The organism is Synechococcus sp. MIT S9508 (assembly GCF_047303045.1).
GTDB lineage: Bacteria > Cyanobacteriota > Cyanobacteriia > PCC-6307 > Cyanobiaceae > Synechococcus_C.
Window position 1 is genome coordinate 15,400 of record NZ_CP138941.1, and the last position, 25,816, is coordinate 41,215.

At 54.4% G+C, this 25,816-nt stretch carries 35 protein-coding genes and 1 tRNA gene; 25 read left to right on the plus strand and 11 right to left on the minus strand.

All coding sequences use genetic code 11. The annotated features are described in order from the left end of the window. Position 1: 1 nt before the first annotated feature. The 3 genes from SIB42_RS00095 to SIB42_RS00105 form a co-directional block, all read right to left on the minus strand. Positions 2 to 196: a hypothetical protein gene (locus tag SIB42_RS00095; RefSeq protein WP_369818453.1), complete on the minus strand. Its 195-nt coding sequence runs from the start codon at positions 194 to 196 to the stop codon at positions 2 to 4. 61 nt (positions 197 to 257) lie between these two features. Continuing rightward, positions 258 to 1,124, minus strand: a complete 867-nt coding sequence (locus tag SIB42_RS00100) for a DNA-processing protein DprA (protein WP_413328189.1) — start codon at positions 1,122 to 1,124, stop codon at positions 258 to 260. Positions 1,125 to 1,151: 27 nt separating this feature from the next. Then, the gene (locus tag SIB42_RS00105; RefSeq protein ID WP_067095651.1) at positions 1,152 to 1,601 is read right to left on the minus strand and encodes an acyl-CoA thioesterase; all 450 of its coding nucleotides are present in this window, start codon (positions 1,599 to 1,601) and stop codon (positions 1,152 to 1,154) included. Between the two features lie 54 nt (positions 1,602 to 1,655). Here SIB42_RS00105 and SIB42_RS00110 point away from each other — a divergent pair, with 54 nt between their 5' ends. Beyond that, the gene (locus SIB42_RS00110) at positions 1,656 to 2,504 is read left to right on the plus strand and encodes a universal stress protein (RefSeq protein ID WP_067095534.1); all 849 of its coding nucleotides are present in this window, start codon (positions 1,656 to 1,658) and stop codon (positions 2,502 to 2,504) included. A gap of 31 nt (positions 2,505 to 2,535) precedes the next feature. Here the strand turns inward: SIB42_RS00110 and psbM are convergent, their stop codons facing one another. Together psbM and SIB42_RS00120 are read right to left on the minus strand one after the other, a co-directional pair. Further along, the gene (gene psbM, locus SIB42_RS00115) at positions 2,536 to 2,640 is read right to left on the minus strand and encodes a photosystem II reaction center protein PsbM (RefSeq protein WP_006042119.1); all 105 of its coding nucleotides are present in this window, start codon (positions 2,638 to 2,640) and stop codon (positions 2,536 to 2,538) included. A gap of 58 nt (positions 2,641 to 2,698) precedes the next feature. Beyond that, complete coding sequence (locus SIB42_RS00120) at positions 2,699 to 3,457, minus strand: 2Fe-2S iron-sulfur cluster-binding protein (RefSeq protein WP_369818450.1); 759 nt, start codon at positions 3,455 to 3,457, stop codon at positions 2,699 to 2,701. On the opposite strand from SIB42_RS00120, the gene psbB reads away from it, so the two are divergent. From psbB to SIB42_RS00170, 10 genes are all read left to right on the plus strand, one after another. After that, positions 3,456 to 5,015, plus strand: a complete 1,560-nt coding sequence (gene psbB / locus SIB42_RS00125) for a photosystem II chlorophyll-binding protein CP47 (RefSeq protein WP_067095532.1) — start codon at positions 3,456 to 3,458, stop codon at positions 5,013 to 5,015. The two genes, SIB42_RS00120 and psbB, sit on opposite strands and share 2 nt — an antisense overlap. A gap of 21 nt (positions 5,016 to 5,036) precedes the next feature. Next, complete coding sequence (locus SIB42_RS00130; RefSeq protein WP_006042122.1) at positions 5,037 to 5,132, plus strand: photosystem II reaction center protein T; 96 nt, start codon at positions 5,037 to 5,039, stop codon at positions 5,130 to 5,132. Between the two features lie 117 nt (positions 5,133 to 5,249). Further along, the gene (gene nrdR, locus SIB42_RS00135) at positions 5,250 to 5,726 is read left to right on the plus strand and encodes a transcriptional regulator NrdR (RefSeq protein ID WP_067095529.1); all 477 of its coding nucleotides are present in this window, start codon (positions 5,250 to 5,252) and stop codon (positions 5,724 to 5,726) included. Positions 5,727 to 5,827: 101 nt separating this feature from the next. After that, the gene (locus tag SIB42_RS00140; protein ID WP_067095526.1) at positions 5,828 to 6,934 is read left to right on the plus strand and encodes a 30S ribosomal protein S1; all 1,107 of its coding nucleotides are present in this window, start codon (positions 5,828 to 5,830) and stop codon (positions 6,932 to 6,934) included. Positions 6,935 to 6,947: 13 nt separating this feature from the next. Further along, positions 6,948 to 7,745: an HAD family hydrolase gene (locus SIB42_RS00145; protein WP_067095523.1), complete on the plus strand. Its 798-nt coding sequence runs from the start codon at positions 6,948 to 6,950 to the stop codon at positions 7,743 to 7,745. Positions 7,746 to 7,785: 40 nt separating this feature from the next. Beyond that, positions 7,786 to 9,012 carry a methionine adenosyltransferase gene (metK, locus tag SIB42_RS00150; protein WP_067095520.1) on the plus strand — a complete coding sequence of 409 codons (1,227 nt, stop codon included), beginning with the start codon at positions 7,786 to 7,788 and terminating at the stop codon, positions 9,010 to 9,012. Between the two features lie 4 nt (positions 9,013 to 9,016). Next, on the plus strand, positions 9,017 to 10,306 hold the full coding sequence (locus SIB42_RS00155) for an FGGY-family carbohydrate kinase (RefSeq protein ID WP_156485205.1): 1,290 nt from the start codon (positions 9,017 to 9,019) through the stop codon (positions 10,304 to 10,306). A 147-nt stretch (positions 10,307 to 10,453) separates the two neighbouring features. Next, positions 10,454 to 10,741: a DUF2470 domain-containing protein gene (locus SIB42_RS00160; RefSeq protein ID WP_067095513.1), complete on the plus strand. Its 288-nt coding sequence runs from the start codon at positions 10,454 to 10,456 to the stop codon at positions 10,739 to 10,741. Between the two features lie 21 nt (positions 10,742 to 10,762). Further along, on the plus strand, positions 10,763 to 11,419 hold the full coding sequence (locus tag SIB42_RS00165; protein WP_082825046.1) for a hypothetical protein: 657 nt from the start codon (positions 10,763 to 10,765) through the stop codon (positions 11,417 to 11,419). Between the two features lie 30 nt (positions 11,420 to 11,449). Continuing rightward, positions 11,450 to 11,522 (plus strand) — tRNA-Phe (locus SIB42_RS00170). Between the two features lie 285 nt (positions 11,523 to 11,807). Here the strand turns inward: SIB42_RS00170 and SIB42_RS00175 are convergent. Beyond that, positions 11,808 to 11,990 carry a hypothetical protein gene (locus tag SIB42_RS00175; RefSeq protein WP_067095510.1) on the minus strand — a complete coding sequence of 61 codons (183 nt, stop codon included), beginning with the start codon at positions 11,988 to 11,990 and terminating at the stop codon, positions 11,808 to 11,810. Positions 11,991 to 12,267: 277 nt separating this feature from the next. Continuing rightward, complete coding sequence (locus SIB42_RS00180) at positions 12,268 to 13,005, minus strand: hypothetical protein (RefSeq protein WP_067095507.1); 738 nt, start codon at positions 13,003 to 13,005, stop codon at positions 12,268 to 12,270. A gap of 213 nt (positions 13,006 to 13,218) precedes the next feature. On the opposite strand from SIB42_RS00180, the gene SIB42_RS00185 reads away from it, so the two are divergent. After that, the gene (locus SIB42_RS00185) at positions 13,219 to 13,452 is read left to right on the plus strand and encodes a hypothetical protein (RefSeq protein WP_067095505.1); all 234 of its coding nucleotides are present in this window, start codon (positions 13,219 to 13,221) and stop codon (positions 13,450 to 13,452) included. A 29-nt stretch (positions 13,453 to 13,481) separates the two neighbouring features. Here SIB42_RS00185 and SIB42_RS00190 read toward each other — a convergent pair whose 3' ends face one another. Further along, positions 13,482 to 13,967, minus strand: coding sequence for a hypothetical protein (locus SIB42_RS00190; protein WP_067095502.1), 486 nt, complete (start codon positions 13,965 to 13,967; stop codon positions 13,482 to 13,484). 171 nt (positions 13,968 to 14,138) lie between these two features. On the opposite strand from SIB42_RS00190, the gene SIB42_RS00195 reads away from it, so the two are divergent. The 11 genes from SIB42_RS00195 to SIB42_RS00245 all read left to right on the plus strand — a co-directional run bounded on the left by SIB42_RS00195 (position 14,139) and on the right by SIB42_RS00245 (position 23,505). Next, positions 14,139 to 14,585, plus strand: coding sequence for a hypothetical protein (locus tag SIB42_RS00195; RefSeq protein ID WP_067095499.1), 447 nt, complete (start codon positions 14,139 to 14,141; stop codon positions 14,583 to 14,585). Further along, positions 14,537 to 15,208, plus strand: a complete 672-nt coding sequence (locus SIB42_RS00200) for a phycobilisome polypeptide (protein ID WP_413328196.1) — start codon at positions 14,537 to 14,539, stop codon at positions 15,206 to 15,208. Before SIB42_RS00195 ends, SIB42_RS00200 begins: the two co-directional genes overlap by 49 nt. 26 nt (positions 15,209 to 15,234) lie before the next feature. Next, positions 15,235 to 15,957, plus strand: coding sequence for a phycobilisome rod-core linker polypeptide (locus tag SIB42_RS00205; RefSeq protein ID WP_067095491.1), 723 nt, complete (start codon positions 15,235 to 15,237; stop codon positions 15,955 to 15,957). A gap of 320 nt (positions 15,958 to 16,277) precedes the next feature. Then, positions 16,278 to 17,177: a phycobilisome rod-core linker polypeptide gene (locus SIB42_RS00210; RefSeq protein ID WP_067095489.1), complete on the plus strand. Its 900-nt coding sequence runs from the start codon at positions 16,278 to 16,280 to the stop codon at positions 17,175 to 17,177. A 287-nt stretch (positions 17,178 to 17,464) separates the two neighbouring features. After that, positions 17,465 to 18,166 (plus strand): pentapeptide repeat-containing protein, encoded by a 702-nt coding sequence (locus SIB42_RS00215; RefSeq protein WP_067095486.1) that lies wholly within the window; start codon positions 17,465 to 17,467, stop codon positions 18,164 to 18,166. 143 nt (positions 18,167 to 18,309) lie between these two features. Further along, entirely contained in the window at positions 18,310 to 19,194 is an 885-nt protein-coding gene (locus SIB42_RS00220) for a phycobilisome linker polypeptide (protein ID WP_067095483.1), read from the plus strand. Between the two features lie 56 nt (positions 19,195 to 19,250). Continuing rightward, a complete protein-coding gene (locus tag SIB42_RS00225) occupies positions 19,251 to 20,897 on the plus strand; it encodes a phycobilisome rod-core linker polypeptide (RefSeq protein WP_067095481.1) in 1,647 nt (548 codons plus the stop codon). Positions 20,898 to 20,983: 86 nt separating this feature from the next. Beyond that, entirely contained in the window at positions 20,984 to 21,718 is a 735-nt protein-coding gene (locus SIB42_RS00230; protein WP_067095478.1) for a phycobilisome rod-core linker polypeptide, read from the plus strand. Positions 21,719 to 22,022: 304 nt separating this feature from the next. After that, positions 22,023 to 22,559: a phycobiliprotein lyase gene (locus tag SIB42_RS00235; protein ID WP_067095475.1), complete on the plus strand. Its 537-nt coding sequence runs from the start codon at positions 22,023 to 22,025 to the stop codon at positions 22,557 to 22,559. A 25-nt stretch (positions 22,560 to 22,584) separates the two neighbouring features. Then, positions 22,585 to 23,196 carry a chromophore lyase CpcT/CpeT gene (locus SIB42_RS00240; RefSeq protein WP_067095472.1) on the plus strand — a complete coding sequence of 204 codons (612 nt, stop codon included), beginning with the start codon at positions 22,585 to 22,587 and terminating at the stop codon, positions 23,194 to 23,196. Positions 23,197 to 23,199: 3 nt separating this feature from the next. Further along, positions 23,200 to 23,505 (plus strand): CpeR family transcriptional regulator, encoded by a 306-nt coding sequence (locus SIB42_RS00245; protein ID WP_074160749.1) that lies wholly within the window; start codon positions 23,200 to 23,202, stop codon positions 23,503 to 23,505. A gap of 2 nt (positions 23,506 to 23,507) precedes the next feature. Here SIB42_RS00245 and SIB42_RS00250 read toward each other — a convergent pair whose 3' ends face one another. Genes SIB42_RS00250 through SIB42_RS00260 form a run of 3 tightly spaced genes read right to left on the minus strand, consistent with a single transcriptional unit; the run spans position 23,508 to position 24,381 of the window. Beyond that, complete coding sequence (locus SIB42_RS00250) at positions 23,508 to 23,729, minus strand: Nif11-like leader peptide family natural product precursor (RefSeq protein ID WP_067095642.1); 222 nt, start codon at positions 23,727 to 23,729, stop codon at positions 23,508 to 23,510. 44 nt (positions 23,730 to 23,773) lie between these two features. After that, complete coding sequence (locus SIB42_RS00255) at positions 23,774 to 24,061, minus strand: Nif11-like leader peptide family natural product precursor (RefSeq protein ID WP_067095645.1); 288 nt, start codon at positions 24,059 to 24,061, stop codon at positions 23,774 to 23,776. Continuing rightward, complete coding sequence (locus tag SIB42_RS00260; protein WP_067095639.1) at positions 24,061 to 24,381, minus strand: hypothetical protein; 321 nt, start codon at positions 24,379 to 24,381, stop codon at positions 24,061 to 24,063. The genes SIB42_RS00255 and SIB42_RS00260 overlap by 1 nt, the downstream gene beginning before the upstream one ends. A gap of 180 nt (positions 24,382 to 24,561) precedes the next feature. On the opposite strand from SIB42_RS00260, the gene SIB42_RS00265 reads away from it, so the two are divergent. Beyond that, positions 24,562 to 25,386: a HEAT repeat domain-containing protein gene (locus SIB42_RS00265; protein ID WP_413328595.1), complete on the plus strand. Its 825-nt coding sequence runs from the start codon at positions 24,562 to 24,564 to the stop codon at positions 25,384 to 25,386. Positions 25,387 to 25,391: 5 nt separating this feature from the next. Continuing rightward, positions 25,392 to 25,697, plus strand: coding sequence for a hypothetical protein (locus tag SIB42_RS00270; RefSeq protein ID WP_369818448.1), 306 nt, complete (start codon positions 25,392 to 25,394; stop codon positions 25,695 to 25,697). Positions 25,698 to 25,816 lie beyond the last annotated feature (119 nt).

The window sequence follows — 25,816 nt, forward strand, 5'->3', positions numbered from 1 at the left end:
CCTAGAGCGAGCGCCAACGCAGACCTGGCTGCGCCACCACCAAACCCTCCAGCTCAAGCTTCAGCAGCTCCGCAGCAACACGTTCAGGATTGGAATGAAGTGCGTGCACCATCTCGTCGAAGCTGGAATCGTCATCGACCAGCCTCAGTAAATGGGTTTGCACCGCGTCGGAGGTTTGAGGGTTCTCTGAGTGCAATACAGAGGCATCACCCTGCCCAAGAGAAGAGACACAAGATCCTGATCCTGCCCCAAGTTGATCAATCAAAGCCTGAGTGTTGATCAGCGGCAGTGCCCCCCGACAGCAGCAACGCATTATTGCCCTGAGACGATTCCCGCAGAGCATCACCTGGAACAACCCAGACGGGGATTCCCAAAGAGCGCGCCATCGCTGCCGAACGCAGCGCTCCACTGTTCTCTGGACATTCCACCACCACAACAGCCTTGGTCACAGCGACGAGCAAGCGATTGCGCAGAGCAAAACTAGATCGCGTGACGCTCGCGGAATCACGGAGCTCAGTTATCAGTAAGCCAGCCTGCGCGACCTCCTGCTGCAAAGCGCGATGCTCTAGCGGATAAACACGATGCAGCGGCATGCCAAGCACCGCGACGGGACTGCCGCCAGCCTGAAGACAAGCTCGATGAGCAGCTGCATCAATGCCCTCAGCCAGACCGCTGACCACTGGCCAATGAGCCTGGGCCAGGGCTCGACCCAGCTTGTCCGCCATCCGAAGTCCGTGGTTGGAAGGCCTTCTTGTGCCGACCACCGCGACAGCTTGCTGCAATGAGAGCGAGGACAAAAGAGCTCGACGTCCACGCCAGTGAATCGATAAGGGCGGGCGCTCCAACCTCTCAAAGCCAGCGGGCCACTCAGGGGCACAGGGCAACAGAACATCGACAGGGACCTCGATGCAAGGTTGCAGGCCGAGGCTCGCTCGATATCGCTCGAGCGAAGACAGCACCGACGCCGGCCATGCGAACTCCTTATGCAATTTCGGGAGAGACCAACCCCAGAGCTCCTGAAAACCCTGAGGGGCCTGAGCGGCAGCAGAACAGAGCTGGTGCATTCGGGCTGAACCAATCCCAGGACACTGCAACCACAACCACCACCAGGAGCGCCCCGACACACCATCGTTGCTAGTGCAAAAATACTATTAAAGCCCTTGCTTTGGCCCGTCAACGAGAGCGCTGAATGCTTCCGCCACTGCTTCGGGCGGATGACGCAAAACCCTTCGGACCGGATGCACGCTCACCAGAGCAAGCTCCACCGAAGCTTCAGCCACACAGATATCGCCCTTCATGAAACGGGTTGACCAGGGCCAGCGAACACCCCGGGGAGCACCGGAGACACTGATCAGCTCCACCTCATCGCCAAGCATCAGCGCTTCCCGATAGCGGATCCGAAGCTGAATAACGGGCATTTCCAGGCCGCCTGAGGCCATCGCTTCGTAGGGATAGCCCGTAGCGGATAGTGCCTCCACCCGAGCCTCCTCAAGCCATCCCACATACGCTCCATGCCACATCACACCGCCATGGTCTGTGTGCTGTGGAAGCACTCGTTTGACCAGGCGCCAGGGGTGCCTGGTAACGCTCTCATTCACCATCCGAACTGGAAACTCCAATCGGCCATAGGCTGCTGCATAGGCTGAGACTTCGCCGTGTTCAAGAACCTTCTGATCGCCGATTCAGGCAAAGGCCACGTCGGTGAAATGATCAACATGCTGCGCGACCTGCCGGCCTTCCAGTCAGCCAGGATCAACCTGCTGCATGTTGTCCCTGAACAGACCATGGCAGCATCGCAACAGCACTGGGAAAGCGCAGGCAGCCTTCTGGCTGGTTCTGTTGAGAGACTGGGACTCAATCCACAGGACGTGAATTCAATCATCCGCCAGGGGGACACCAAGCAGACCGTTCTCAGCGTTGCGGATGAACTGAACGTCGACCTGATCGTGATGGGATCACGAGGTCTTGGCCGGCTCAGGTCGATTCTGGCCAACAGCGCGAGCCAGTACGTTTTTCAACTATCGACGCGACCGATGTTGCTGGTCCGTGACGATCTTTACATCCGTCATATCAACAGAGTTCTGGTCACCATTGATGGCACGGGAGTCGGCGACGACGCCCTCAAGCTGGCCTGCGAAATGGTGCTCGAGATTCCAGGAGGACAGCTGACCGGTGTTCACGTGGCGCGCCAGGACCCCACACCATCACGAGGAGCAGCCAGCAAGAGCGATACTTACCTCGACCGCGCGGTACAGAGAGCTCGCAAGCTGGGGGTTGAACTTAAGCCCTTGCACGTGACCGACTCGGACATCGGCAAGGGGGTGTGCCTGGCAGCCGAGAAGGTCAACGCTGATCTGGTCGTGTTGGCCTCTCAAGACCGTCGTCCTCTGGTGGCGAGAGGACTCGTTGACCTCGACAAACTGCTCGGCGGTTCAGTGAGCGATTACATCCGAGTTCATGCCCCTGCCCCGGTGCTTCTCGTGAGAGAACCGGAACAGCGGTGATCAATAGGGAGCTGAACAGCCGTGAGGGAAGTCACCCCTCACGGCTGTTGGTCTGAATGAACAAGATGATCAGGAAGACGGTCGGCACCAGAACAAACAGCAGGCTGGCCACGAAGCCGAGATCGTTGGTTTCCATGAATGTGAAAGAACCTGCTGGAACGTATCACCGTCCGGAAAGCTTTGACTCGAACCGATCAGCGCTCTTCACCGGGCGTTGCAGGCGAACCTTGACCAGAGGCTTCTAAGGGCTGCATGGTTTCGTCAGTCGCTGACTCGTCATCAGCGTCCAAATCAACGGCAGACGCACCAGGCCATTCCAAGGGTCCGGGAGGTAGAGGCGCCGCCAAGGCTGCAGCCACCCGCTTGGTCTGATCAGGCATCGAAACCTGTGGCTTGGTCACCACCACCACCGACTGCTCAACCAGAGATTGACAAGCGAGGCGCCATCCTTTTGGCCTCCGTCTGAGCTTGACCTCTTCCACCGCGGTTCTCGCACTCATGGCGGCTGTGGACGTCTCGCCTTCAACTTTCACGAAGCAGGTACTGCACTGTCCGCATCCACCACAATTACCCAGTTGCCCTTTCAACCCGTAGAGCTGAATCCCTTCTCGCACGGCCACAGCTCGCAGGTTTTCACCCGGGAAGCACTCCACATCCCGACCCTCACGCACAAAACGGATGACAGGCATTGAACCTCTTGAAGAGAAGGGCGCTGCGACACGCCGGGGCATAGACACTACGAGCCTCAGGTTGCGTTTTGTAACCCCCCGGCCAGAGATCGCTGCGAACACAAGCAAAGCCAGGAAAGCGGCGGGATCGAGAATTTCGATCACCACGGTGACCGTCAATTCACGTTGCAGCTCACGACAGCCTGACGCGTACATCGAAGTGAACGCCCTACGATCGCTGGGTCTGGCTGCATTGGCAGCTCCGTTCCCCCGAACCTGACCCATGGGATTGCCCTGGTATCGGGTGCACACCGTCGTCATTAACGACCCAGGCCGCCTTCTGGCCGTGCACCTCATGCACACTGCCCTCGTCGCCGGCTGGGCCGGCTCGATGGCTCTTTATGAACTCGCCATCTTCGACCCCTCCGATCCAGTCCTGAACCCGATGTGGCGTCAGGGCATGTTCGTGATGCCCTTCATGGCCCGCCTGGGCGTGACGGACAGCTGGGGTGGCTGGAGCATTACTGGAGCCACAGGAGTTGATCCTGGCTTCTGGAGCTTCGAAGGTGTCGCAGCTGCTCACATCGTGTTCAGCGGCCTGCTGATGCTGGCCGCCATCTGGCACTGGACTTTTTGGGATCTCGAGATCTGGCAAGACCCCCGCACTGGAGAGCCAGCTCTCGATCTCCCCAAAATTTTTGGCATCCACCTGCTCCTGGCAGGCCTCGGCTGCTTCGGTTTTGGAGCTTTCCACCTCACCGGCGTCTTCGGCCCTGGGATGTGGATTTCTGATCCCTACGGCATCACGGGTCACCTAGAGCCGGTGCAACCGTCTTGGGGCCCTGAAGGTTTCAACCCCTTCAACCCTGGCGGAATCGTTGCCCACCACATTGCAGCTGGAATCGTCGGCATCATTGCCGGAATTTTCCACATCACAACTCGTCCGCCGGAACGCCTTTACAAGGCACTACGGATGGGCAACATCGAAACCGTTTTGGCCAGCGCGATCGCCGCTGTGTTTTTTGCCGCCTTCGTGGTTGCAGGAACCATGTGGTACGGAGCTGCTGCAACGCCTATTGAGCTGTTCGGCCCCACTCGTTATCAATGGGACCAGAGCTATTTCAAGACCGAAATCAATCGTCGCGTTCAGACCGCGATGGATCAAGGTCAATCGGAATCTGAGGCCTACGCTTCGATCCCAGAAAAACTCGCCTTCTATGACTACGTCGGCAATAGTCCTGCCAAGGGTGGACTGTTCCGCGTCGGCCCCATGGTCAACGGTGATGGGCTGCCGACTGGCTGGCTCGGGCATATCGCTTTCACCGACAAAGATGGACGCGATCTACAAGTTCGCCGCCTGCCCAACTTCTTTGAGAATTTCCCAGTGATTCTCGAAGACGCCGATGGCGTTGTCCGGGCTGATATTCCCTTCCGTCGTGCTGAAGCGAAATACTCCTTCGAACAGCAAGGCGTCACGGCATCAGTCTTCGGTGGTGCACTCGACGGTCAAACCTTCACTGACCCCGCTGACGTGAAGCGACTGGCACGCAAAGCACAACTGGGAGAAGGGTTTGAATTCGATCGCGAAACCTACAACTCCGACGGCACCTTCCGCAGCTCGCCTCGAGGCTGGTTCACCTTCGGACACGCCACATTCGCGCTGCTGTTCTTCTTCGGCCACATCTGGCACGGAGCCCGTACGTTGTACCGCGATGTGTTCGCCGGAATTGATCCCGACCTCGGCGAACAGATTGAGTTCGGCCTCTTTCAGAAACTTGGAGACCGCACCACCCGCAAACTGCCTGAGGGCTACGTTCCCCCTGCAGGCACACCCCTCAGCTGATCAGTCCTTAGGAGATAACCGATGGAAAGCTTCGCTTACATCCTCATCCTCACTCTCGCGATTGCAACTCTCTTCTTCGCGATCGCATTCCGCGATCCTCCGAAGATTGGCAAGTGATCATCTCCGCCCCGCTTTCAGCGGGGCTTTTTTTATGTCTAAAACGTGAATTCGCGCCACAGATGTCATGGGTGGACGCGAGCCTTACAATTCATACATCTACGCAATTGTTAGGGCGTGCAGTGCCCCTCCTGCCAGAACACCGATAGCCGGGTGCTCGAATCAAGAGCCGCCGACGGAGGTAGAAGCGTGCGTCGGCGACGGGAGTGCCTCAATTGCGAATTTCGTTTCACCACCTACGAACGGGTTGAAACCGTTCCCATCACAGTGATCAAGCGAAATGGCAATCGTGAAACTTTCAGTCGCAGCAAATTGCTTCATGGCTTGAGTCGAGCCTGCGAAAAAACTGGGATTCCTCCAGAACGTCTTGAAACCATGGTTGAAGAGCTGGAACTCAGCCTTCAACAACGCAGCGGCCGTGAAGTCTCCAGCAGCGACATCGGTGAACTGGTTCTCGAAAAGTTGAAAAGTCTGAGCGAAGTCGCCTATATCCGTTTTGCGTCCGTTTATCGCCAGTTCAGCGGTGTGAGTGATTTTGTCGCCACCCTGGAAGGCATCAATGCAACCAAGGCGGAGCTCACAGCCGCGATCTGAGCTTGGTCGTCGATCTGTAGAATCGGCAATTGCCTGATTCAGGTCGGCGGGCCTGTTTCAGATCCCATCGCTCTGCCCCAGAGGCAGACCGCCAACGTTCCATGACTGTCACTCCCACAGATCCTTCCCAGGAATCTGCAGTGGACACCGCAGAAGCGGTCACATCCGAAACCGAAGCCGTGGCTGAAGGGTCAGCTGATCAAGCCGACTTCGGTACCGATGAAGACCTCGGCATTCCCGAAGACATCCCCACTGCTGACGATCCCAGCAGCCGGGCGACCAGTCGGGACATGGACAGTGCTGGATTCACCCTGGATGAATTCGCGGCCTTACTGAGTAAGTACGACTACAACTTCAAGCCCGGAGACATCGTTAACGGCACGGTTTTCGCCCTGGAATCCAAGGGCGCCATGATCGATATCGGAGCCAAAACCGCTGCATTCATGCCTCTTCAGGAGGTGTCGATCAATCGCGTTGAAGGACTCAGCGATGTTCTCCAACCCGGAGAAATCCGGGAGTTCTTCATCATGAGTGAGGAGAACGAAGACGGACAGCTCTCCCTCTCCATTCGACGGATCGAATATCAGCGAGCCTGGGAACGTGTCCGCCAGCTGCAGAAGGAAGACGCCACCATCTACTCAGAAGTGTTTGCCACCAACAGAGGTGGCGCTCTGGTGAGAGTGGAAGGACTGCGTGGATTCATCCCCGGATCCCACATCAGTACCCGTAAACCCAAGGAAGAACTTGTTGCCGACTTCCTCCCCCTCAAGTTCCTTGAGGTTGACGAAGAGCGCAATCGTCTGGTGCTGAGTCATAGGCGCGCTTTGGTCGAACGCAAGATGAACCGCCTCGAAGTGGGTGAGGTTGTTGTGGGCACCGTGCGCGGAATCAAGCCTTACGGCGCCTTCATCGACATCGGCGGTGTCAGCGGGCTGCTGCACATCTCTGAAATCAGTCACGAGCACATCGAAACCCCACACTCGGTGCTCAACGTGAATGATCAGATGAAAGTGATGATTATCGATCTCGACGCCGAGCGAGGCCGCATCTCACTCTCCACCAAGGCGCTTGAGCCAGAGCCTGGTGACATGCTCACGGATCCGCAGAAGGTGTTTGACAAGGCTGAAGAAATGGCTGCTCGCTACAAGCAGATGTTGCTTGAGCAAGCAGAGGAAGGCGAAGAGCCCCTGGGTTCAATGATGATTTGAGGGAGCCGAGCCAGTGGCTCATCTCAAACTCAAGGACCGTGAGCTCGGTTCAGTTCAGGGGGTGCTGTTCGATAAGGACGGCACCCTTTCCCATAGCGAGCCGCGTTTAATCGAACTGGCTGACGCCAGACTTGATGAAGCAGGGCGCCGATTTAGATCGCGAGGTGCCTCAGCTAGCGAGCTTCGGGAGCTGAACGATCTGCTAGCGAGAACCTACGGACGCTGCAGTGCAGGGGTCATCCCTGACGGCACGCTGGCCGTAGCGTCGCGAAATCACAACCTGCTGAGCACCGCAACGGTGTTCTGTCAGATGAATCTGAGCTGGCCTCAATCATTGGTCCTGGCTCAGGAGGTGTTTGATCATGTGGATCAGCACAAACAAGCATTGCATCCAGGTGGGTACCCGATTGGCTTGTTGCCAGATGCAGCACGGCTTCTCAGAGAGCTAGCCGCTGCTGGAACCACTTGTGCCGTGATTAGCAATGACACCACAGAGGGCATTGAGAACTTTCTCCACCAGCACCAACTCAACGACTGCATCAGCGGGCTGTGGAGTGCCGATCACCACCCAGCCAAACCAGACCCGGGAGCTGTTCAGGGACTGTGCTCACAACTGGACCTCAGAGTGGAGAACTGCGCCTTGATCGGAGATGCCGACACCGATCTGTTGATGGCACGACAGGCAGGGATCGGACTGACCATCGGCTATGTGGCCGGATGGCATCGCCAGCCAACGCTCACCGCCCATGAACATCTGATCAGTCACTGGAGCGAACTGACCGCAACGTCAGACTCATTGTCAAAGGCCTAAAGAGTCGACCTCGTAAAGTCGCCGGCAATTACCGATGGCCATGAGTCGATACGTTTTTACCTCCGAATCCGTTACGGAGGGGCATCCCGACAAGATCTGCGATCAGGTGAGTGATGCCGTACTCGACGCCCTTCTGGCGCAGGATCCCACCAGCCGTGTGGCCTGCGAAACAGTTGTGAACACTGGCCTTTGCATGATCACAGGCGAAGTGACATCCAAAGCGCAAGTGGACTTCATCCACCTTGTTCGCAATGTGATCAAGGAGATTGGCTATAGCGGAGCGCGCGCCGGTGGCTTTGATGCCAACAGCTGTGCTGTCTTGGTCGCCCTCGACCAGCAGTCGCCCGACATCGCTCAGGGAGTGAATGAAGCCGATGACCACGCTGGCGATCCGCTGGATTTGGTTGGTGCTGGCGATCAGGGGATCATGTTCGGCTATGCGTGCAACGAGACACCCGAGCTGATGCCCTTGCCCATCAGCCTGGCCCACCGGCTGGCAAGAAGGCTGGCGGAAGTACGTCACAACGGCACCCTCGATTACCTCTTGCCTGACGGCAAAACGCAGGTGAGTGTGGTTTATGAGAATGACAAACCGGTTGCGATCGACACGATCCTGATCTCCACCCAGCACACGGCTGAGGTGGGAGGCATGAGTGACGAGCAGGGCATCCGTGAGCGAATCACGAATGACCTCTGGACCCACGTCGTGGAGCCGGCAACAGCCGACCTGGCCCTGAAACCAAGTCGGGAAGCGACCAAATATCTCGTGAACCCGACCGGAAAGTTTGTTGTTGGTGGCCCCCAGGGTGATGCCGGGCTCACCGGACGCAAGATCATCGTGGATACCTACGGGGGTTATGCCCGTCATGGGGGCGGCGCCTTCTCAGGCAAGGACCCCACCAAAGTGGACCGCTCAGCGGCCTATGCAGCCCGTTACGTGGCGAAATGCCTAGTAGCAGCTGGTCTGGCGGAAAGGGCCGAAGTGCAGCTGAGCTATGCGATCGGCGTTGCCAAGCCGGTGTCAATTTTGGTGGAATCCTTCGGAACAAGCCAGTTGGCCAACGACGCGCTGACAGGCCTGGTTCAGGAGCACTTTGACCTGCGCCCCGGAGCCATCATCGAAAGTTTTGGACTGCGCAGCCTGCCTCAGCAACGAGGTGGACGCTTCTACCAGGACACTGCGGCCTACGGGCACTTCGGCCGCAATGACCTGAAAGCTCCCTGGGAGAACGTTGACGCCAAGGCGGCAGAACTGCGTAACGCCTGATCGGTTGATGCACGATTCACTGGCGCTCGGAATTGATCTGGGCACCAGTGGAGTGCGGGTTGCGGTTCTCAATCAACAGCGCGATCTGCTCTACACGCATTCCAGCGGCTATGACCGAGGCCTGGCGGATCCAGATGATTGGCTGACAAGCTGCATCCAGCTGATCAAGGCCATTCCACAGGAGCTGCGCAGCCAGCTCAGGGCTGTGGCTGTCGATGGAACCTCAGGGACGTTGGTGGCCTGCGATCCACATGGCACCCCCCTAGGCAAAGCTTTGCCCTACAACGTTGCCTGTCCGGAACAGCTGGAGCAGGTGCGTGAGCTGGTGCAAGCAGGCCAGCCGGCAGCGAGCGCTAGTGGCAGCTTGGCCCGCGCACTAAGGCTGCTGCAACAGCACTCGCAGCCGCTGATCCTTCGTCACCAGGCTGATTGGATCAACGGCTGGCTGCTTGAAGACTGGAGGTTTGGAGAAGAGGGCAACAACCTTCGCCTGGGCTGGTCGCTCAGCGATCAGCGATGGCCCGGTGACTTTGAGCGGCAGGGCTGGCGTGAGGCACTGGCGGAGATCCGACCGAGCGGCTCAAGGCTCGGAATCATCAGCGCTGCCCGAGCCAAACAGCTAGGGCTGTCGGAGAACATGCTCGTAATCGCAGGCACAACCGATGCCAATGCTGCAGTCCTCACCGCCGATGCCGCCGACGATGAAGGCATCACCGTGCTGGGAAGCACTCTTGTGCTCAAACGCTTCACCAGCATCCCTTTACGAGATGGCTCAGGGACCTCCACCCACCGCGTGGGCGGTCGCTGGCTTGCCGGGGGAGCCTCCAACAGCGGCGGTGCTGTGCTGCGCAAGTGCTTTCCAGGGATCGACCTCAACGAACTGAGCCGACAGATCGACCCTGATCAAGAGAGCGGACTGAAGCTACTGCCCCTGATCGGACATGGAGAGCGCTTCCCGGTGGATGATCCCAATCTTGCACCCATCCTGACTCCACGACCGGTGAGTGATGCGCTGTATCTGCATGGTCTTTTGGAAGGCCTGAGCCAGATTGAACGGAAGGGCTGGGCCAAGCTCACTGAACTCGGAGCACCCGCTCCAAAACGACTCGTGACCCTGGGGGGAGGTGCCAGAAACCCCCAGTGGCGACGCTTGAGGCAACGGTTGATCGGTGTTCCGATCCGCAGTTGTTACAGCCCTCCTGCTGCGGGGGTGGCGCGACTCGCACTCAGCGCTCTGCAACAGCAGCATGACCAAATCAGCCATTTCGGGAGAGAATCGACTGAGCTTCCATGAGCCTTTGGCAAACAAACTCCGTGACGCGCTCGCCATCGGGTTGTTCGTCGTGTTGGCCGGATACGTGGGGTACAGCGGTTTTCGACTGGCCCTGCTGCTCTGGCAGCGCTTTAGCTGATTTCGTTCATCAATCCCTGAGTCTTTCCCATGGCCGCCGAACCGCTCACTCCAGCCATCAGCGAACGCATCTGTCGTCATATGAATGACGACCACAGTGATGCTGTGCTCCGCTACGCCCACCACTACGGAGGCCTGACATCGGCAACGGCAGCCTCGATGACAGGAGTGACCGCAGAAGCCATGACCCTTGAGGTGAATGGCGAGACCCTCAGCATTCCCTTCGACCACATGCTCACCGACAGCGAGGATGCACACCGCACTCTCGTGGCCATGTTGAGAGCCATGCCTGCCGGGGCTGACCAAGGGGAATCCTGAAGTCAATCGCAGATCGTTGCCTTGCTGACCTGCATCAAGACCTGTCTGAAGCAGCTACTGATCGAACCCAGTTGCGCGATCTGCAAGCGACAGCTCATCTCAGAAGCTGATCAGTCAGGCCTCTGCCAGACCTGCCAACAACGCCTGGGGCTTGCTGAGTCTGGGGTCAAGGGCAACAGCCCCCTGCCCTGGCGCGCAGTCTCTTGGTACAGCGGTGCCATGCGCCAGTTGATTCTGTCGTTGCGCAGGACTCACGATCTTGGCTCTCTGCAGGCGATTTGCACGAGTCTTCAGTGCGGCTTACCACAAAACAGTCTGCTGATACCGATCACTGGCTGGAAGGCGAAGAGCCGATCGAATCCGCTTCCGGAACTGATCTGCCGCTGCCTGGAACGACCAACACTTCAGCTGCTGCAGCGTTGTCGCCCCACAGTGGGTCAGCACCGGCTCAATCATCGACAGAGAGTGAGCAACCAGTCCGGCAGCTTCAAGCTCAACCATGCACCCACCCAGTGGACAAGCCATGCCTGGACAAACCAGCGCCGTCAGCAGCAGGTCTGGCTTGTGAATGACATCGTGACACCGTTGTGGCCGCGAAGCAGGCTCTTCAGGCTTCAGGAATCACCATCCATGGGGTGCTTTGCCTGGCCAGAACCCCCTAGGAGCTCCACCCCGTGATTTAAGATTCAAGGGTCGCGTAGACAACGCGCCGGGATAGCTCAGTTGGTAGAGCAGGCGACTGAAAATCGCCGTGTCCCCAGTTCAAATCTGGGTCCTGGCACCTTCCTTATGCGCTAAAAGAGCACCGAATGGTTCCTGTCATGGCACCGTTCTGTGCTTTTGAGTGCCCGACTCTCTTTAAACCCATGCCCGTTGCATTTGGGAGGGATCGAACAAAAAAACGGGGCGGTTCTCGCACCACCCCGTGATTCCCCTATTGGTGTCTTCCCGATTCAGTCAGCACCTCCTTCAAGTGGACGAGCACAGTTTTATGGTTCGTCCTGATACATAACGTCGCCAAAGGCACAGTTCAGGAAAAGGGGCCGCCGGGCACCAAGCGAAGCCATCAGCCGCCATTACAGAAGCGAACTGCTTCGGCATTGGTGACACCATTGGCGATGACCTCGTCCACACAACCATTGAACGCCTTGCTTTCCTGCTTGACAGCGCAGAGCCCCAAGGCGATTGCTGCCAGTGAAATGGCGGTGACGACGGTGGCAGAAATCTGGATCACCCCATAGGCAAGCATCGCCTTCCTGTTGCCAGCGCAACTCTTCTTCCTCTTCTTTTTTCGAGGCGTATTTTCGGAGGAGTTGTCTTAAGTCATGGTCATAGAAAAATTTTAAGAATGTTATGGACTGGAACTAAGCTGCGAAGGCATATTTTGGCCGTAATAAACGCACCCAGATTCTAAAAGGAACAACCCCATAACACATCAAAATAGGCGTCATTTCTGCTCCCCAACCAGCACAAACGTCTTGAAGCCGTCTAACAGCTAATCCCTTCAAAGCCCCTCTGGCTTATCTCTAAGCATCTGCCGAAGGGGTATCAGACGTGCCACTCTTCCTGGCGTGCTTCTTGATCACAGGGAATTCCGGGCAAGTGAGAGCAGGAAAATCGGATCTTGCCTCCATGAAGAGGAGACGAATCAGGGCTTTGTATTGACGCTTGGTGTCGTCCACAGAGAGTCCCTGCGCTTCACAGTACTTACGCACGATGAGCAAGAACTCCAGAAAATCGTTGCTGGAAATTCGCTCAATTGTCTTGATCGTGGCCCACGGCTGAAGACCAATGCCGATCGGTCCATTCCACAGGTTCCGCTTATCACTTAACCAGCGATTGCGATTGTTCCTTGGTTGCTGCTCTGCACGGGCATACCAGCGCTCCCAATACACCGAAAGGGCCTGGCTTTGCTCACGCTGCTGCTGCTCCAGCTGCTGATGCAGGGTTCGCCACCGCTCCTGGGACGCAGCCACAGCAATGGTTGCGGCTTCCCAGGGGTCAGTGGTTCCACAGGTTCCTTCGATCGACAGACGCTTGCCTTGTCCTCGGTTGGTTCTTCCCTTGAAACGGCGCGGATCATCGGCCGTTTCTGGAAGAAAACGCCATTGCAGATTCTTGGTCTTCCTGCTTTTGGCGCTTGGTTTCTGGCGGAAGACAGACAGAGACGGATGAACGATCGCCCCAGTCCACCCCAGATCTCGTACCAGATTCAGGCTGTGCAGAGTGCCGTCGATCCAGTTCTGGGGAAGAGAGCGAGACATAGAGTTCCCCTACCTACGCCAACGATCAGGAGGGCGAAGGCGCTACCGCCGAACCGAACCAAACGTAAGGTCGCGGTATGGGAGCAACAAGACCAGCCTTTGCCAAAAGGCGTTGTCTTGATCACTGCTCAACCAAATCGAGTGTTTTAACGGGCCAATAGTCGCATCACCCCCAGCTCAAATCCTGGTCCTGGCACTTCGCAGAACCGTTCATTGATTCCAATCCCGGTTAACGACGATCGACATTTCAACAATGCCGATGGCTTCGCCATGGTGTTCGACCCAGCCTGGAAAGAATGTCTCAGGCGTGGCGAGCTTGAAAACAAATCAGTCGATGAAAAAATCGAAACAGTGATCAACCATTTGAACGACCATCCTTTTGTGCAGTCAGAGCCAACACAAGCTCGCCAGGTTGCTCAGTTCAGGGTCCGCCTACTGGAGCTGTGAGCAGCTGAAACAACCTTGAACCCCACCGATCAGGCACTCAAGAGATCAATTTGATCATTGTCGTCCTGATCATCGTCGTGCTGATCATTGACCTGGCCATGAGCAGGCTCAATCTGCGGGTCATCCACGTAGACCGTCTCATTCAGCGAGGGCTCAAGCTCATCCTCAATGTCATCGAGCTCCTCACGATCAGAGATGGCTTCATCAACGCAGTCAGAAGCCATTTCAATTTCATCGGCTGCTGGAGTCACGAGTTCGAGCACCTGGCCGGGAGCCTCTTCGTCGAGCAATCCTTGAAGATGCCTGAGACGGTCACCACTGTCATCAAGCAGCTGTTGACTGGCTTCATCTGGCGCAGGGTCTGATCCAGCAGACAAAGCATTCAGATGCAACTGCTCAAAACGCTCCTCGATGGCCAGCAAACGCAGCGTGAGTGACTCAGCGATCTCACTGACTGCATGCAGCTGTCGACTGAGCTGCTGGACCATGAGCGCATTGGATTCAGCAGCAGCCATGGGACACGAGCATTGGCGGCCCGATCGTATCGACCGTGCGTGGCTTGTCCAGGAGTGCCTGGCACAAGCAAAACCCGACCTCACACCATTCGACTTCTGGTGACATCCCTGATGCACGGCAGCTGAGATTCCGAACAGTACGGATACAGTTCCCAAGGCCGCATTTGAGCGATGGATGGATCACAGCAGGCCAACCTCATGTTGTTGCTTGAGGGGGTTGGAGCTGAAAACGAACAGCTCCATTCGGTCGGGGATCAGATCCTGCGGCTGAATCTCAAGCCCGATGACCTGCAGCTCTGGCAGGACACCTTCGCAGCCATGACGGAGCCTGGAAATGTGCTACTTGCCTGCGAAAGCGACGCTTGCCCGTTGGATGCGACCAAACTCACCTGGGTCGTTGGTGCCGCCATCCGCAGCACGGCAGTGAGGTCTGCTTCCGATGTTGGAGCACTGCTGAAAAGCCTTGGAGTGAGTGATCCAATTGCCGATGCCATCCCCGATCACTGCCCGGGAGTGGGCCAGGAGATTGCGTGGGCGTTCTATCTGGAACGCCACGGCTGGCTGACCGCGTGTCCGATTCTTCCCAAGACTTCGAGAAACAAGGCCGTTCATCCGTGAGCTCCGCTTCAGCAGAACGCATCAAACAACTTGCACGGGAGTCGAAGGTGTGTGGACTCAGTGGAGATCCCAGCCTTCCAGAGAACCTGCGTGATCTGATTCGAGAGGCCGATCAGAGCAAACGCTTACTCAGCGATGAAGAGATTCAAGAGTGTTGTGACTGGTCAGGTCTTGAAGCCGCTCCACTGACGGCACTTCAACGACAGGTTTCTGATCTTGTTGACCAGGCGCGTGCGGATCTTCTGAGTGAGCAGCCGCAGCTAGTGCAACCAGGCGGCAAGTTGTACCCGAAGGATCGGGCCGACGCCTGCTGGCGAGACTGCTTTCATTTTCTACGCGTCAGCATCTACGGCACCGCCTTACGCAAAAGCGCTGTGACGGACAGCGATGGCATGCAATGCCTGGCAGAGCTTTACGCACTACTCGATGTACCAGTGCCTGGATTACTTCTGGCCCTGGATCGCCTGCGCCTTCATTCAGTAGACAGCTACAGCAGACTGGGAGAGGGAGTGGATACCAAAACACTGGGTGATGCGTTATCTCACCTCGGCAACATGATTCGCAAGGAGATGAAGAGACACGACGGGTCTCAGCGGGAAAGCAGTGAAGCAGACATAAAATAAGCAGCATTGAATGAGCATTTCTACGGATGGCGCTTCAGCTGCTCGACTACCCGCTGACCAGCCAGAACAACCGCGTCGGCGACCAAGGCGGCCTGAAGTCTGAGCTGAATCGCGCGACATACCCAAGCCGTGAAGACCGGGGCTTCCAGATCGAGCAGGCCTATCGGCAGATCTTCTTTCACGCCATGGAATGCGATCGTGACGTGAACCTTGAATCCCAGTTTCGTGACGGAAGCATCACAACCAGGGACTTCATCCGCGGATTACTGCTGTCAAGACGCTTCCAGGAAGGATATGTGGCCTGCAGCACGAATTACAGGCTTGTCGATCAGGTGGTTGGCCGCGTTCTCGGTCGAGAGGTGCATGGTCAAAGTGAGCGAATCAGTTGGTCAATCCTGATTGCAGAGAAAGGCTTCAGCAGCTTTGTTGATGCTGTGCTCGACAGCAGCGAATATCTGGATTCGTTTGGCTATGACGATGTTCCAAGTCAGCGCTCGCGGGTGATTCCGGGGGCCTCAACCGGAGTGATGCCGATCTACCAGCAATATCCTCGCTACGGAAGCGACTGGAGAGATCGACAATGGGATCAAAAACTACAAGCCAGAATTGAAATTGAGATCCTTGTCCCTGCTTACATCAAAACGCCTGAATGGGCCAAAAAAGCCTGGCTTGGCTTGGCTGCGATTGGAGCCTTTGAAATCATCAGAGTTCTTCTCATTGTTGCCGGAGAAATGTATGGCACTCGCTAATTGAAAAGCGATAATTCGAATCCAAGATTTGATTGAAGCCACAACTGGCGACGCAGAACGACCATTTTCATATTGGAAGCACGAGATGACTCGAGATTTTGCTGTGAAAGAGCTACTCGAAGCAAGAAAGAGCATCATTTGATGACAACCGATGCACCACAAAACACCTGAGACTAAGAACCATTAAGCGTCCAATCGGCGACTATTAAGAAAGCCGGAGAATCGCGAGAAAACATTTTGTTGCAAGCCTCCAGGCTCTGGGGAGTTCATCCGAAAAACGCGATTACTGTCTGTTCACAAGCACTCCTTTGAGATCAGTAATGGTCGCCATCAAGCCGACACGTGATTTCACGAATCTGAACCGCGTCTCCTACGCCGGAGGGAACTCCACCAAAACACGACGCAACACTGCGACCAATCTCTACCGCCAGGAATGCGAAAAAGGCAACTTAATTCCCCGCCAGGGCCGCGCTGCGTCAACACCTGAGGAATACAAAGCAAACCTTTGTTCCGCCATGGGCATTGGCATCGGGCCAAGGGTTCACAGCGAATGTCCTTTCAGCAGTGTCAACGAGGTTTACGCAGCCAACGGAAGCGATGCCCTAGAGACAGCGATCGCGGCAAGCTACAAGCAGGTTTTCGGCAACCTGGGCCCCATGGGCAGCCAGCGCTGCACTGAGCTGGAATCGCAACTCAGCACCGGCGAAATCAGCGTGAGAGATTTCGTAGCAGGACTCGCCAAGTCAGACCTCTACAAAGAAAAGTATTTCCATAGTGTTTCGCCAATTCGCGGCATCGAATTGAACTACAAGCATTTGCTTGGGAGACCGCCAATTAACCAGGCGGAAGTGAGTGCAGCGATCACGCTCATCGCCGAAGGTGGATTTGATGCATTGATTTACAAAATCACCCACTCTGGAGAGTATCTGGAGGTGTTTGGAACAGACACTGTTCCTTATCCACGCGCTTGGACTTCGGCCGCTGGTGCTTATTGCTCCACATTCACCAATCTGGCCAGAGTCACTCCAGCCAACGCCGCTTCAGATACAACGATCGAAGGGCGCAGCCAACTGGTGATGGAATTCAGCAACGCTCGACGGATTTCTCAATCAGTGGGATACGACGTGAGTGGATTTGTTTACTCCAAGGCCGTCAGAGACCCTTACAGCGGTGCATTCCAACGCATGTATCAGTCTAAAAATGCAAAAACCTGGGCATAAGACAAAAGTCCTAAGCCTCGGCGAACCAATCCCACCAAAGAGTTGAAAATTGAAGCACCGACTGGATCAGTCGGTGCTTTTTCATGACTTCATCCGGTCCCAAAAAGCGCATTGAGCATCCCATCATGGGATTTTCGATTAATGGGGCCAACACAAAGAGCAAGGAGCAACTCGATCTCAACAACCATCAGCCTTGAATACTGATCGATTCAGATCATTCAGGTGGGGGAGAGAGGTAGCCTCCATGCAATGCAATTAAGGAGGCTTGAGCTCTGACGTCTCAATTCATCGACCTTCGCAACTGGACGGCCCCGGAAACCCAAACGCCTGAAAACGCTCAAGGTTCAGCCGTGGATGCTCGTGGTTCGGACTGGAGCCAACAGGATTTGGGTCAACGTGATCTGAGCGGCGCCTTGCTCTGCCGTTGCAACCTGCGTGGCAGTGATTTAAGCCAATGCAAACTTGAAGGCGCAGATCTACGTCTAGCGGTATACGACTCGAGCACCAAGTTTCCCGAGAATTTCGATCATCAAAACAGCGGAGCCGTTGGTCCAGGAGCAAAGCTCAATGGTGCTTTTCTGAATAACGCAGATTTAAGAGGAGTTGACCTGCGCAAAGCGGTGTTAATGGGTGCCTATCTCAGCGGGACCGATCTCAGCGGAGCAATTCTCGATGGCACGGCGATGGCTGGGGCAGATCTTCGACACGCCAACTTGCGAGGTGCGATGTGCAGAGGCACACGCTTTGGAACCAGCCAGCTGGATATGGCCGATTTCCGAGGCGCAGACCTCGAAGCTGCAGCGCTTGACTGCGTCGAATCGATTCGGGGAGCTGACTTCACTCTGTGCCGAGGTCTTGACCAACAGCTGGAGACATTGCTGAACCGTGGAGCGCTTGAACTGGATCAATGGAACCCGCTAACACGCAGCTCAACGCGGACAAGCCTGGAATCGCTGAAAGCGAAAAATGGTTCAGAAAACCAAAACTGATGCATGCTCAAGACCCCTTCCAGGAGCACTGAATTGTCACGTCACGCAATATTTAGACACACTTGATTGAGCTTTATAAAGAAGGCGCTCGCGCACGGCAGTTCTGACAGACGATAGGGCCTGCGAATATCGCGAGAACCTTCATGCCCTTCGGTCCTGCCTCGCTTTTGGGGGTCGAGCGCTTCTCGGACGAGAGTGAAGCACCCCTCGAACTGCTCCCTGGCGACGACGATGCCAAGAAGGAGCAGGTCATCCGCAAGGTGTATCAGCAGGTGCTTGGCAACGCTTACGTCATGGAAAGCGAGCGCCAAATCATTGCTGAATCGCAGTTCAAGCTCGGTGAAATCAGCGTGCGAGAACTGGTGCGACGCATCGCCAAGAGCGAGCTGTATCGCACACGCTTTTTCGACAGCTGCGCGCGTTATCGCTATATCGAGCTGGCCTTCCGCCACTTTCTCGGAAGGGCTCCTGAAGACTTCCAGGAAATGCGCACCCATGCTGAACGCCTAGACAGCAAGGGATATGAAGCCGATATCGACAGTTTTCTGGATTCAGACGACTACCAGAATGCATTCGGTGAGTGGACCGTTCCCTATCAACGCGGTTGGAAAACCGAATGTTGCACGACTCTCCAGGAATTCACCTGGAGCTTCCAGTTGTTGCGTGGAAACAGCAGCAGCAGCTTGAAGGGTGATCTGGCTGGCAACCGCAGCAAGCTTGGCGGTGCGGCCTATCAGAACCTGCCACTTCCGGTGGTTCCTCCGTCATCCACTCAGGCCACAGGCTGGAGTTTCCGCCCTTCAACCGATTTGCAGGATGCACCGACCCGACTGGGTGCAGGTGCTGGCGAGGAGGGCATGACTTACCGCGTGGAAGTCACGGGCTACAGCGCCAACAATCTGCGGCGCATCTCTCGCTATACCCGCAGCAACAGGGTCTTCTACGTTCCGTTCGACAAGCTTTCCGAGCAGTTCAAAAGGATTCACCGAGAAGGCGGAAAGATCGCAAGCATCACTCCGGTGACCTGATCTCATCTGAACAAGCATTCGACCACAACCCAACAACCTTTCATTAGATCTGAACCATGGCAACCAACCAAACTTCGAACGGATTCGGCGCTGAAACCAAGTGGAATAGCCCTGTCAGCTTCCAAAGGAAAGGGCAAAACGCTCAGAAGCCTGCACTGACTATTGGCGAATTCCTCAAACAGTCATGCGATCAGATGGCGATTGGCGTTGGTCCTCGCAGCCATGAGGATTGTCCCCACCGCGTCACAGCGGAGTGCTACAGCCCCGACGACCAGGCATCACTGGATGAAGTGATTGCTGCCAGTTACCGACAGGTGTTCGGCAACGCGCACGTCATGGATTTTGAACGCTGTACTGAACTGGAAGCACAACTGAGAGACGGCAGGCTCACAGTTAGGGACTTCATCAGAGGGCTGGCGCAATCAAGCTTTTACAAATCTCGTTTCTTCTCTGCGGTTGCCCCACAACGTGGAATCGAACTGAACTTCAAGCATCTGCTGGGTCGAGCGCCCCATTCTCAGGCTGAGGTGTCTCAAAAAATCAGCTTGCAGGCTGAAAGCGGCCACGCTGCACTGATCGACAGCATCATCGACTCGGCTGAATACCTCGAGGTGTTTGGCAGTGACATTGTTCCCTATGCACGTGCTTGGAGCTCACCCGCAGATCTAGCCACCTCAGCATTCTCAATGCTGGCAGCACTGCAAAAAAGCTTTGCTGGAAGTGACAGCGCACGCGGAGGCAGCAGTGCACTGACAAGCAGCATGGCTTCAGGAATCGCCCCCCGCATCGGCCGTCCTTCCGAAGCCATCGGAGTCCGCCCCTCCACAGCATTCTCGCGTGGTCAGATTCCAAGCAAAGCTCCTGGAATCACCAGCGGCAGCGATAGCGCGCCGATGCGCGGTGACTCCTACGTGTTCTTTGGGTTGGGGCAAAGGGAGCAAGAAACGTTCCAACGTTGCCCTGGCGATAGTGCAGATCAACTGAATGCACTGATTCGGGCCTCATACAAGCAGGTGATGGGCAACCCCCATCTCATGGAATTCGAACGGTCCTTGTCGGCAGAAAGCAAATTCATCGATGGCTATCTGAGCACTCGCGAATTTGTGCGGGCGATTGGCCTTTCCGCCGAATACAAAAAGCGTTTCTTCGAGACCAATGCCCCCTATCGCTTCATCGAACTGAACTTCAAGCATTTCCTTGGACGTGCACCAAAATCCCAAGCAGAAATCAGTGAGCACACTCGAATTCTTGCTGAAGGTGGTTACGACGCGGAAATTTGCAGTTACGTGGACTGCGAGGAATACCAAAGCACGTTCGGTGAAGACACCGTGCCTTTCGCACGAATTCTCTCCGAAGACGGCCGCTCACAGGTTGCCTTCAACCGTCATCTCAAGCTGGCCGAAGGTTTCGCGGCAAGCGACACAGTTCTAACCAGTTCTTCGTTGGTCACTTCAGTGGCAACAGGAATGGTTCCGGGCGGATGGAGCTCCACCACAACGAGAATCAACAGAACTGGCACCCAATCTGGTGCACCAGATCCCACCAAAAAGCGCTTCCGGATTGTGGTTGCAGCTCAAGCTGCACGCTCCAGGCAACGCACCGCAGGAAGCACCTATTTGGTGTCTGGCAAAGACATGTCCAGCCAGATGAAGTACATCCATGCCAGAGGTGGAAAAATCGTCTCCATCACCGAAGTGATGTAAGCGAATTTCCATCAACGAATTGTTGAATAGGCCCTTTGATCATCAAAGGGCCTAAAAAATTGACCCATCACCTAATCACCTGAGACATGACGGAAACCACCACACTGGCAACCCAGGCCAATGCAGATCTGGGACATGCTGATGAAGTGATTCAAAGCATTTACAAGCAGGTTTTCGGTAACCGTCACCTCATGGAGCTGGACGTCAACAAGTCTCTCGAAGCCTTGTTTATGAATGGCGATCTTTCTGTTCAGGGGTTTGTGACAGCACTTGCACAATCTGATACCTACAAGAGACTTTTCCTAGAAGACAAGAGCCCCTATCAATTTGTAGAGCTCAATTTCAAGCATTTATTGGGACGACCTCCTCATGATCAGAACGAACTGATGGAGCATGTTACCCGTATGAACACTGAAGGGTATGAGGCAGAAATTGCAAGCTACACCTACAGCGAAGAATATCTAGCTGCCTTTGGGATCGACCAAGTCCCCCACAATCGATCAGGCGAATCAATTAGTGGCGGACGAACCATTAATTACACACGTGGAATTGCAGTTGATGCCGGCTTCGCAGGCTACGACGCAGCCAGCAATGGTTCAAAACTGCTGAGCAGTCTCTCCACTGGCAATGCACCTGCGATTGTCGATCGCAAGAGCGTTGGCAACGCCAAGGGAATTTCAATCTTTTGGACGACCCGTCGTCAGGTCAGCGCTAATCGGCGTGTGATGCAGAAATCAGTTGTCAGCCAAAGCTCCATGTCTGCAACGCTTCGGAGCATCCAAGCCCAAGGTGGTCGGATCATTTCTATTTCGAAGGCTTAACCCTTCAAGGAGTTGTCCGCTGAATCTTCTTTGAATCAGAGATAATTGGATTGGCGATAGTGAACGCCAATCCAATTCCTTCAATCAACCGGCCAGACTCCTAGCTTTTTTCGTCGACAAACCCCTGACATGCCAATTCTTAGAGACACCACCAGGTCTGACCCCAATCAAACAGACGCCTTCAACAAGTCTGTTTCATCGGTTCCCATGGCTATGTCGATGATGGTTGATTCCATGGTCAACATGATGCAAGCCAATTTACCTAAAAACACCGAAGGGTTCGACACTGAAGGTAGAATTAATAATGAATATTGAGCAGTTTGTTGCTCAAAGCATCGGAGAATGGCGCTCAATGAGAAGCGGCCACTCACTTGCATTTCAACAATTCGAAGATGTACTGAGTGAAATATCAATCAAGGCATTCAACGATGATCAAAACAAAATTTCAGAGCTGATCAAAGCATCATCTCAACCTTCTGATAGCCAGTATCAATCTCCCTTTTGCATGGAGTGGAATGCTGAAAGTGACTGGGAACCCGACGATCCAAGCGAAGTCTCAAGTGGATCTTGCCTGATCGTACCGATCCCATCGGACGAAACATCGGGAAAACTTCTAAGAAGCGTGGGTTACGCAGAAGCTGTAGCAGCAGAATCAGACTACCGATTTCTTGACGACGGCACGTTTATTCTTAAGACTCACTATGATCAATCAATTGCCGAAGAACGCATCTGGTTCATATCAGAGCACGTTCGCTGTCGATCTTCAGTCTTAAAAACATCGGCTGGATCTGGAATCCTTCAGGCTTCTTTTGCATCTGAAGTCAGAAAAATTTCAACCTAAGAACCCAAGCCTAAAAACCTCAGCCATGGATAATCAAGATAAGCTCAGATTCGCAAAAATACTATCAGGCATCTACGATAATTTCGCTCAATCACAAGAAAGGCCCAAAGACTTCGCACGCATCAACATTGTCTTCCGGCCATTACCTTGGACTGTTTTCAAAGGTCCTGGTTTTTATTCAGAGCAGTTTTACGATTACTCGCCGTGGGATCCCTACAGGCAAGGAGTTCATCGCCTCATCTGCCAAGACGATGTTTTTGTGATTGAAAACTTTGACTTTAACAATAAGGAACGACTGGCTGGATCTGGCAGACATCCGGAATTACTTGATTCGCTTGATAGCGATAGCCTCAAAAAACGCTGCGGTTGTTCAATGCATTTTAAAGAAACAACAGCCAATCATTACGTTGGTAGTGTTGAACCAGGGAAAGAATGCTTGGTGCCTCGAGACGGAAAACTAACCTACTTAGTTAGCGAAGTCGAGGTGAATCAACACACTTGGGTGAGTCGAGACAGAGGATTCGACCCAGAGACCGATGAGGTGAAATGGGGTTCAGAGCATGGACCACTCAAATTCAAAAGAATTGAAGATATCTCTGATATAGTTACTCCGACTTGGATCGAAGAAGAAAAATAGTGAATGGAAAGTAGCGAAAAACAGCTTAAAGGTTGGATCCGTTCACAACATCTAATCTGCGAAGGTACTGATTTTATATTTGAAACCGTTGATCAAACACAACTTGAAAAGTTTGAAGCCTGCATGCTGGAAATTGGAGGTCAAGTGCGACAAGTTAAAGCAGTTGGCAATTGGCCAATGGGGCCCAATCGATCATTTAAAATACTGAGAGCTGTAGCAAGCGTGCCTCGACCTGGAGGAGAAGACTTAGTGACGTATTGGGCAAAACGTGGCGGGAAACAAACACGATATGCAGATATCAATACATAAAGCTATTCACCAAACCAACCCATCCAAGTTGGCGTCGAGAAATCAGTGTGCTTGCTCCACTTACGTAAAATTGCGAGCGAATCGATTTGAAAACCTCGCTCAGCCGCGATCGCAATCACTTGATCTTGATTCAGGGCCGATTTGATCTCATCTTGAAGAGCTTGATCGGTCTTTGCTAAAGCAATAAATTGCTCAAGAACTTCGTCTTGATTGACATCAGTCATGAAAAAGCCCTGCAAAAGTACTTAAAACGCGGCAATTAAGGGAATTAACTATCCGCTCCTTCCATTAGCATAGCTCTCCAAGCTGTGAGTTGACGGAAAGCCCATGACCAGTGCGCGGGATCAGCACTGAGCACTTTTTGTTGTATGGAAACTGACAAATTGGAGAATTCACGCTCATAACATGCATTCCATTGTGCTTCGCTGAAATCAAAACCCTGATGCTGGCCGTAGGCAATGATCTCTTGATGAGAACTCAGAGGTTTTAAACCAGTCGCAAGTTCGTGAGAACGAATCACCTCGTTAATAAAGCGAGTGAGCTCCTCGGAATGCATCAGCAACTCTCGATCCAGATTGCAAAATTGGCTTTGCTACAGATCATTTGCAAGACCAGCGGTCCACCGGGGCAGCGAAGCATCCGCCAAGAGATCGCTTGATCCATCACACCAGAATCCACGAGAATCTTTGCTGCACTCGTTGCCTGCTCGAGGGGAATCAAGGCTGCCCCTGTTATCGAGGCATCAACCGATTCAACGACCTGGCGCAGTGTTTCTATATCAGTGGTGAGATTTAGCCGATCCCGAATTGTCTGATCACTCTGAAGCGAGTCCACAAAACGTGGCAACGCTTGTTCAGCTTCTGCAGAGGCAGGCATAACAACAAGACAACACACCCTATTTTAACAGAAAAAACAAAGACCTAAAATGGGATCATCCTTGCGAGACCTGAGGATGTAGAATCAAAAAGACTTAGGTAATAGGCGGCATCATCAATCATGTCTGAACGATTTGATGTTCTCTTTGCCGGACTAGCTGAAGAAAAAGCAATTTAGTTACTGAAAACAAACCCTGAAGAACTCAAAAATCCTTTAGAGAAATACACGGCAGCGACTCGCCTTGCTGCATGCCAAAGCGATGAATCACTTGAGGCTCTGATCGAAGCCATCAGTCTTGAACAAGAAAATCTGTTCAATCGAATTACGCGCCGAAAGGTGCTGGAAGCTCTAGGGCGACGCCGAGATTCCCGCGCCTTGCCAGGACTCTTCAGTGCACTGACATTTGATGATGAGCCCTCAGTGATCAATGCTGTTGACTCGATTGCGCAGATTGGTTCCGCCCTTGATATAGAGCAACGCAGAGATCTTCTCAACGCTTTAAAGGGAAGCGACAACCAGAAAAGATCCGTGATTCAGGAGCACAGACGTCTTGGGATCGAAAAAGCAGACCATGAAATATCCGTGCTGGAGGACGACGCCAATCCACTCGTTGCAGGGGCTGCTCGTGCCTATGCCGCCAAGATTCACGGTCGGATCGATCGGCTGAATCCCCTGATTCCTCAACTCACCGATCCCATCGCTGGGCGACGCCGATCTGCTGTGATCGACTTAGGAGATGCCGGCGAGAGTTCCGTGCTGGAGCATCTGGTGTCATCTCCGGTGTCGATGCCGCTCAGAGCGAAGAGCGCCTTTCAAATCGTGGATCCCGAGAAAACAGGACTGGTTCCGGCCCCCTACGCAGAACTGATCACGACACTGCTTCAGGACAATCCTTTGGATATGGCCTTACAACAAGACTGGATCTACGAAAGCTCGCAGAGCGACATCGAAAAAATCTCCAGCACCGTAACGAAGGCAAGCAGCACGGGGGCGCACTCACTCTGATGAAGATGCCCAGGCCACAACAGCTGGAGGAAATCGATCACATTCACGCCAAGTTCTGGAGTGACTATGGAGCGAACTACCTACTCACAGCCGTCATCGGACTGAACAGAGTGCACGAACGCAGCGATCTGGTGCGAACGGCCCTGGCTGAGACGCTGCCGCAATACGCAAAATCCAGAGTTGCCGCTGCATGGGCCTGTCTCAGACTTGAACTCAATGACCAAATTGAGCTCCTCCAAGACATTCAAATGAATACGCGTTGGGTACCACTGAAATGGAGCTGCGAGCAGGTGCTTAAACAGATGTCATAACCACCACTTCGACTGCGGCACAGGGGGTTCAGAGCTAAACGCTTAAGAACTTTGGAATTTTTATTTTTTCCTTCGAATTGGTTTTGCAAACTTGTGTGTCCTGACAATCTGCTTTTGGT

Bases quoted from the DNA above. Each gene is read 5' to 3' on its own strand.
- psbB (WP_067095532.1), top strand. From the start codon at position 3,456: ATGGGATTGCCCTGGTATCGGGTGCACACCGTCGTCATTAACGACCCA.
- SIB42_RS00140 (WP_067095526.1), top strand. From the start codon at position 5,828: ATGACTGTCACTCCCACAGATCCTTCCCAGGAATCTGCAGTGGACACC.
- SIB42_RS00225 (WP_067095481.1), top strand. From the start codon at position 19,251: ATGGCAACCAACCAAACTTCGAACGGATTCGGCGCTGAAACCAAGTGG.
- SIB42_RS00250 (WP_067095642.1), bottom strand. From the start codon at position 23,729: ATGACTGATGTCAATCAAGACGAAGTTCTTGAGCAATTTATTGCTTTA.
- metK (WP_067095520.1), top strand. From the start codon at position 7,786: ATGAGTCGATACGTTTTTACCTCCGAATCCGTTACGGAGGGGCATCCC.
- SIB42_RS00270 (WP_369818448.1), top strand. From the start codon at position 25,392: ATGCCCAGGCCACAACAGCTGGAGGAAATCGATCACATTCACGCCAAG.
- SIB42_RS00255 (WP_067095645.1), bottom strand. From the start codon at position 24,061: ATGCATTCCGAGGAGCTCACTCGCTTTATTAACGAGGTGATTCGTTCT.
- SIB42_RS00205 (WP_067095491.1), top strand. From the start codon at position 15,235: ATGGCGCTTCAGCTGCTCGACTACCCGCTGACCAGCCAGAACAACCGC.
- SIB42_RS00120 (WP_369818450.1), bottom strand. From the start codon at position 3,457: ATGGGTCAGGTTCGGGGGAACGGAGCTGCCAATGCAGCCAGACCCAGC.
- SIB42_RS00175 (WP_067095510.1), bottom strand. From the start codon at position 11,990: ATGCTTGCCTATGGGGTGATCCAGATTTCTGCCACCGTCGTCACCGCC.
- SIB42_RS00180 (WP_067095507.1), bottom strand. From the start codon at position 13,005: ATGTCTCGCTCTCTTCCCCAGAACTGGATCGACGGCACTCTGCACAGC.
- SIB42_RS00130 (WP_006042122.1), top strand. From the start codon at position 5,037: ATGGAAAGCTTCGCTTACATCCTCATCCTCACTCTCGCGATTGCAACT.
- SIB42_RS00245 (WP_074160749.1), top strand. From the start codon at position 23,200: ATGGAAAGTAGCGAAAAACAGCTTAAAGGTTGGATCCGTTCACAACAT.
- SIB42_RS00220 (WP_067095483.1), top strand. From the start codon at position 18,310: ATGCCCTTCGGTCCTGCCTCGCTTTTGGGGGTCGAGCGCTTCTCGGAC.
- SIB42_RS00260 (WP_067095639.1), bottom strand. From the start codon at position 24,381: ATGCCTGCCTCTGCAGAAGCTGAACAAGCGTTGCCACGTTTTGTGGAC.
- SIB42_RS00195 (WP_067095499.1), top strand. From the start codon at position 14,139: ATGGATGGATCACAGCAGGCCAACCTCATGTTGTTGCTTGAGGGGGTT.
- SIB42_RS00230 (WP_067095478.1), top strand. From the start codon at position 20,984: ATGACGGAAACCACCACACTGGCAACCCAGGCCAATGCAGATCTGGGA.
- psbM (WP_006042119.1), bottom strand. From the start codon at position 2,640: ATGGAAACCAACGATCTCGGCTTCGTGGCCAGCCTGCTGTTTGTTCTG.
- SIB42_RS00235 (WP_067095475.1), top strand. From the start codon at position 22,023: ATGAATATTGAGCAGTTTGTTGCTCAAAGCATCGGAGAATGGCGCTCA.
- SIB42_RS00240 (WP_067095472.1), top strand. From the start codon at position 22,585: ATGGATAATCAAGATAAGCTCAGATTCGCAAAAATACTATCAGGCATC.
- SIB42_RS00105 (WP_067095651.1), bottom strand. From the start codon at position 1,601: ATGGTGAATGAGAGCGTTACCAGGCACCCCTGGCGCCTGGTCAAACGA.
- SIB42_RS00160 (WP_067095513.1), top strand. From the start codon at position 10,454: ATGGCCGCCGAACCGCTCACTCCAGCCATCAGCGAACGCATCTGTCGT.
- SIB42_RS00210 (WP_067095489.1), top strand. From the start codon at position 16,278: ATGGTCGCCATCAAGCCGACACGTGATTTCACGAATCTGAACCGCGTC.
- SIB42_RS00190 (WP_067095502.1), bottom strand. From the start codon at position 13,967: ATGGCTGCTGCTGAATCCAATGCGCTCATGGTCCAGCAGCTCAGTCGA.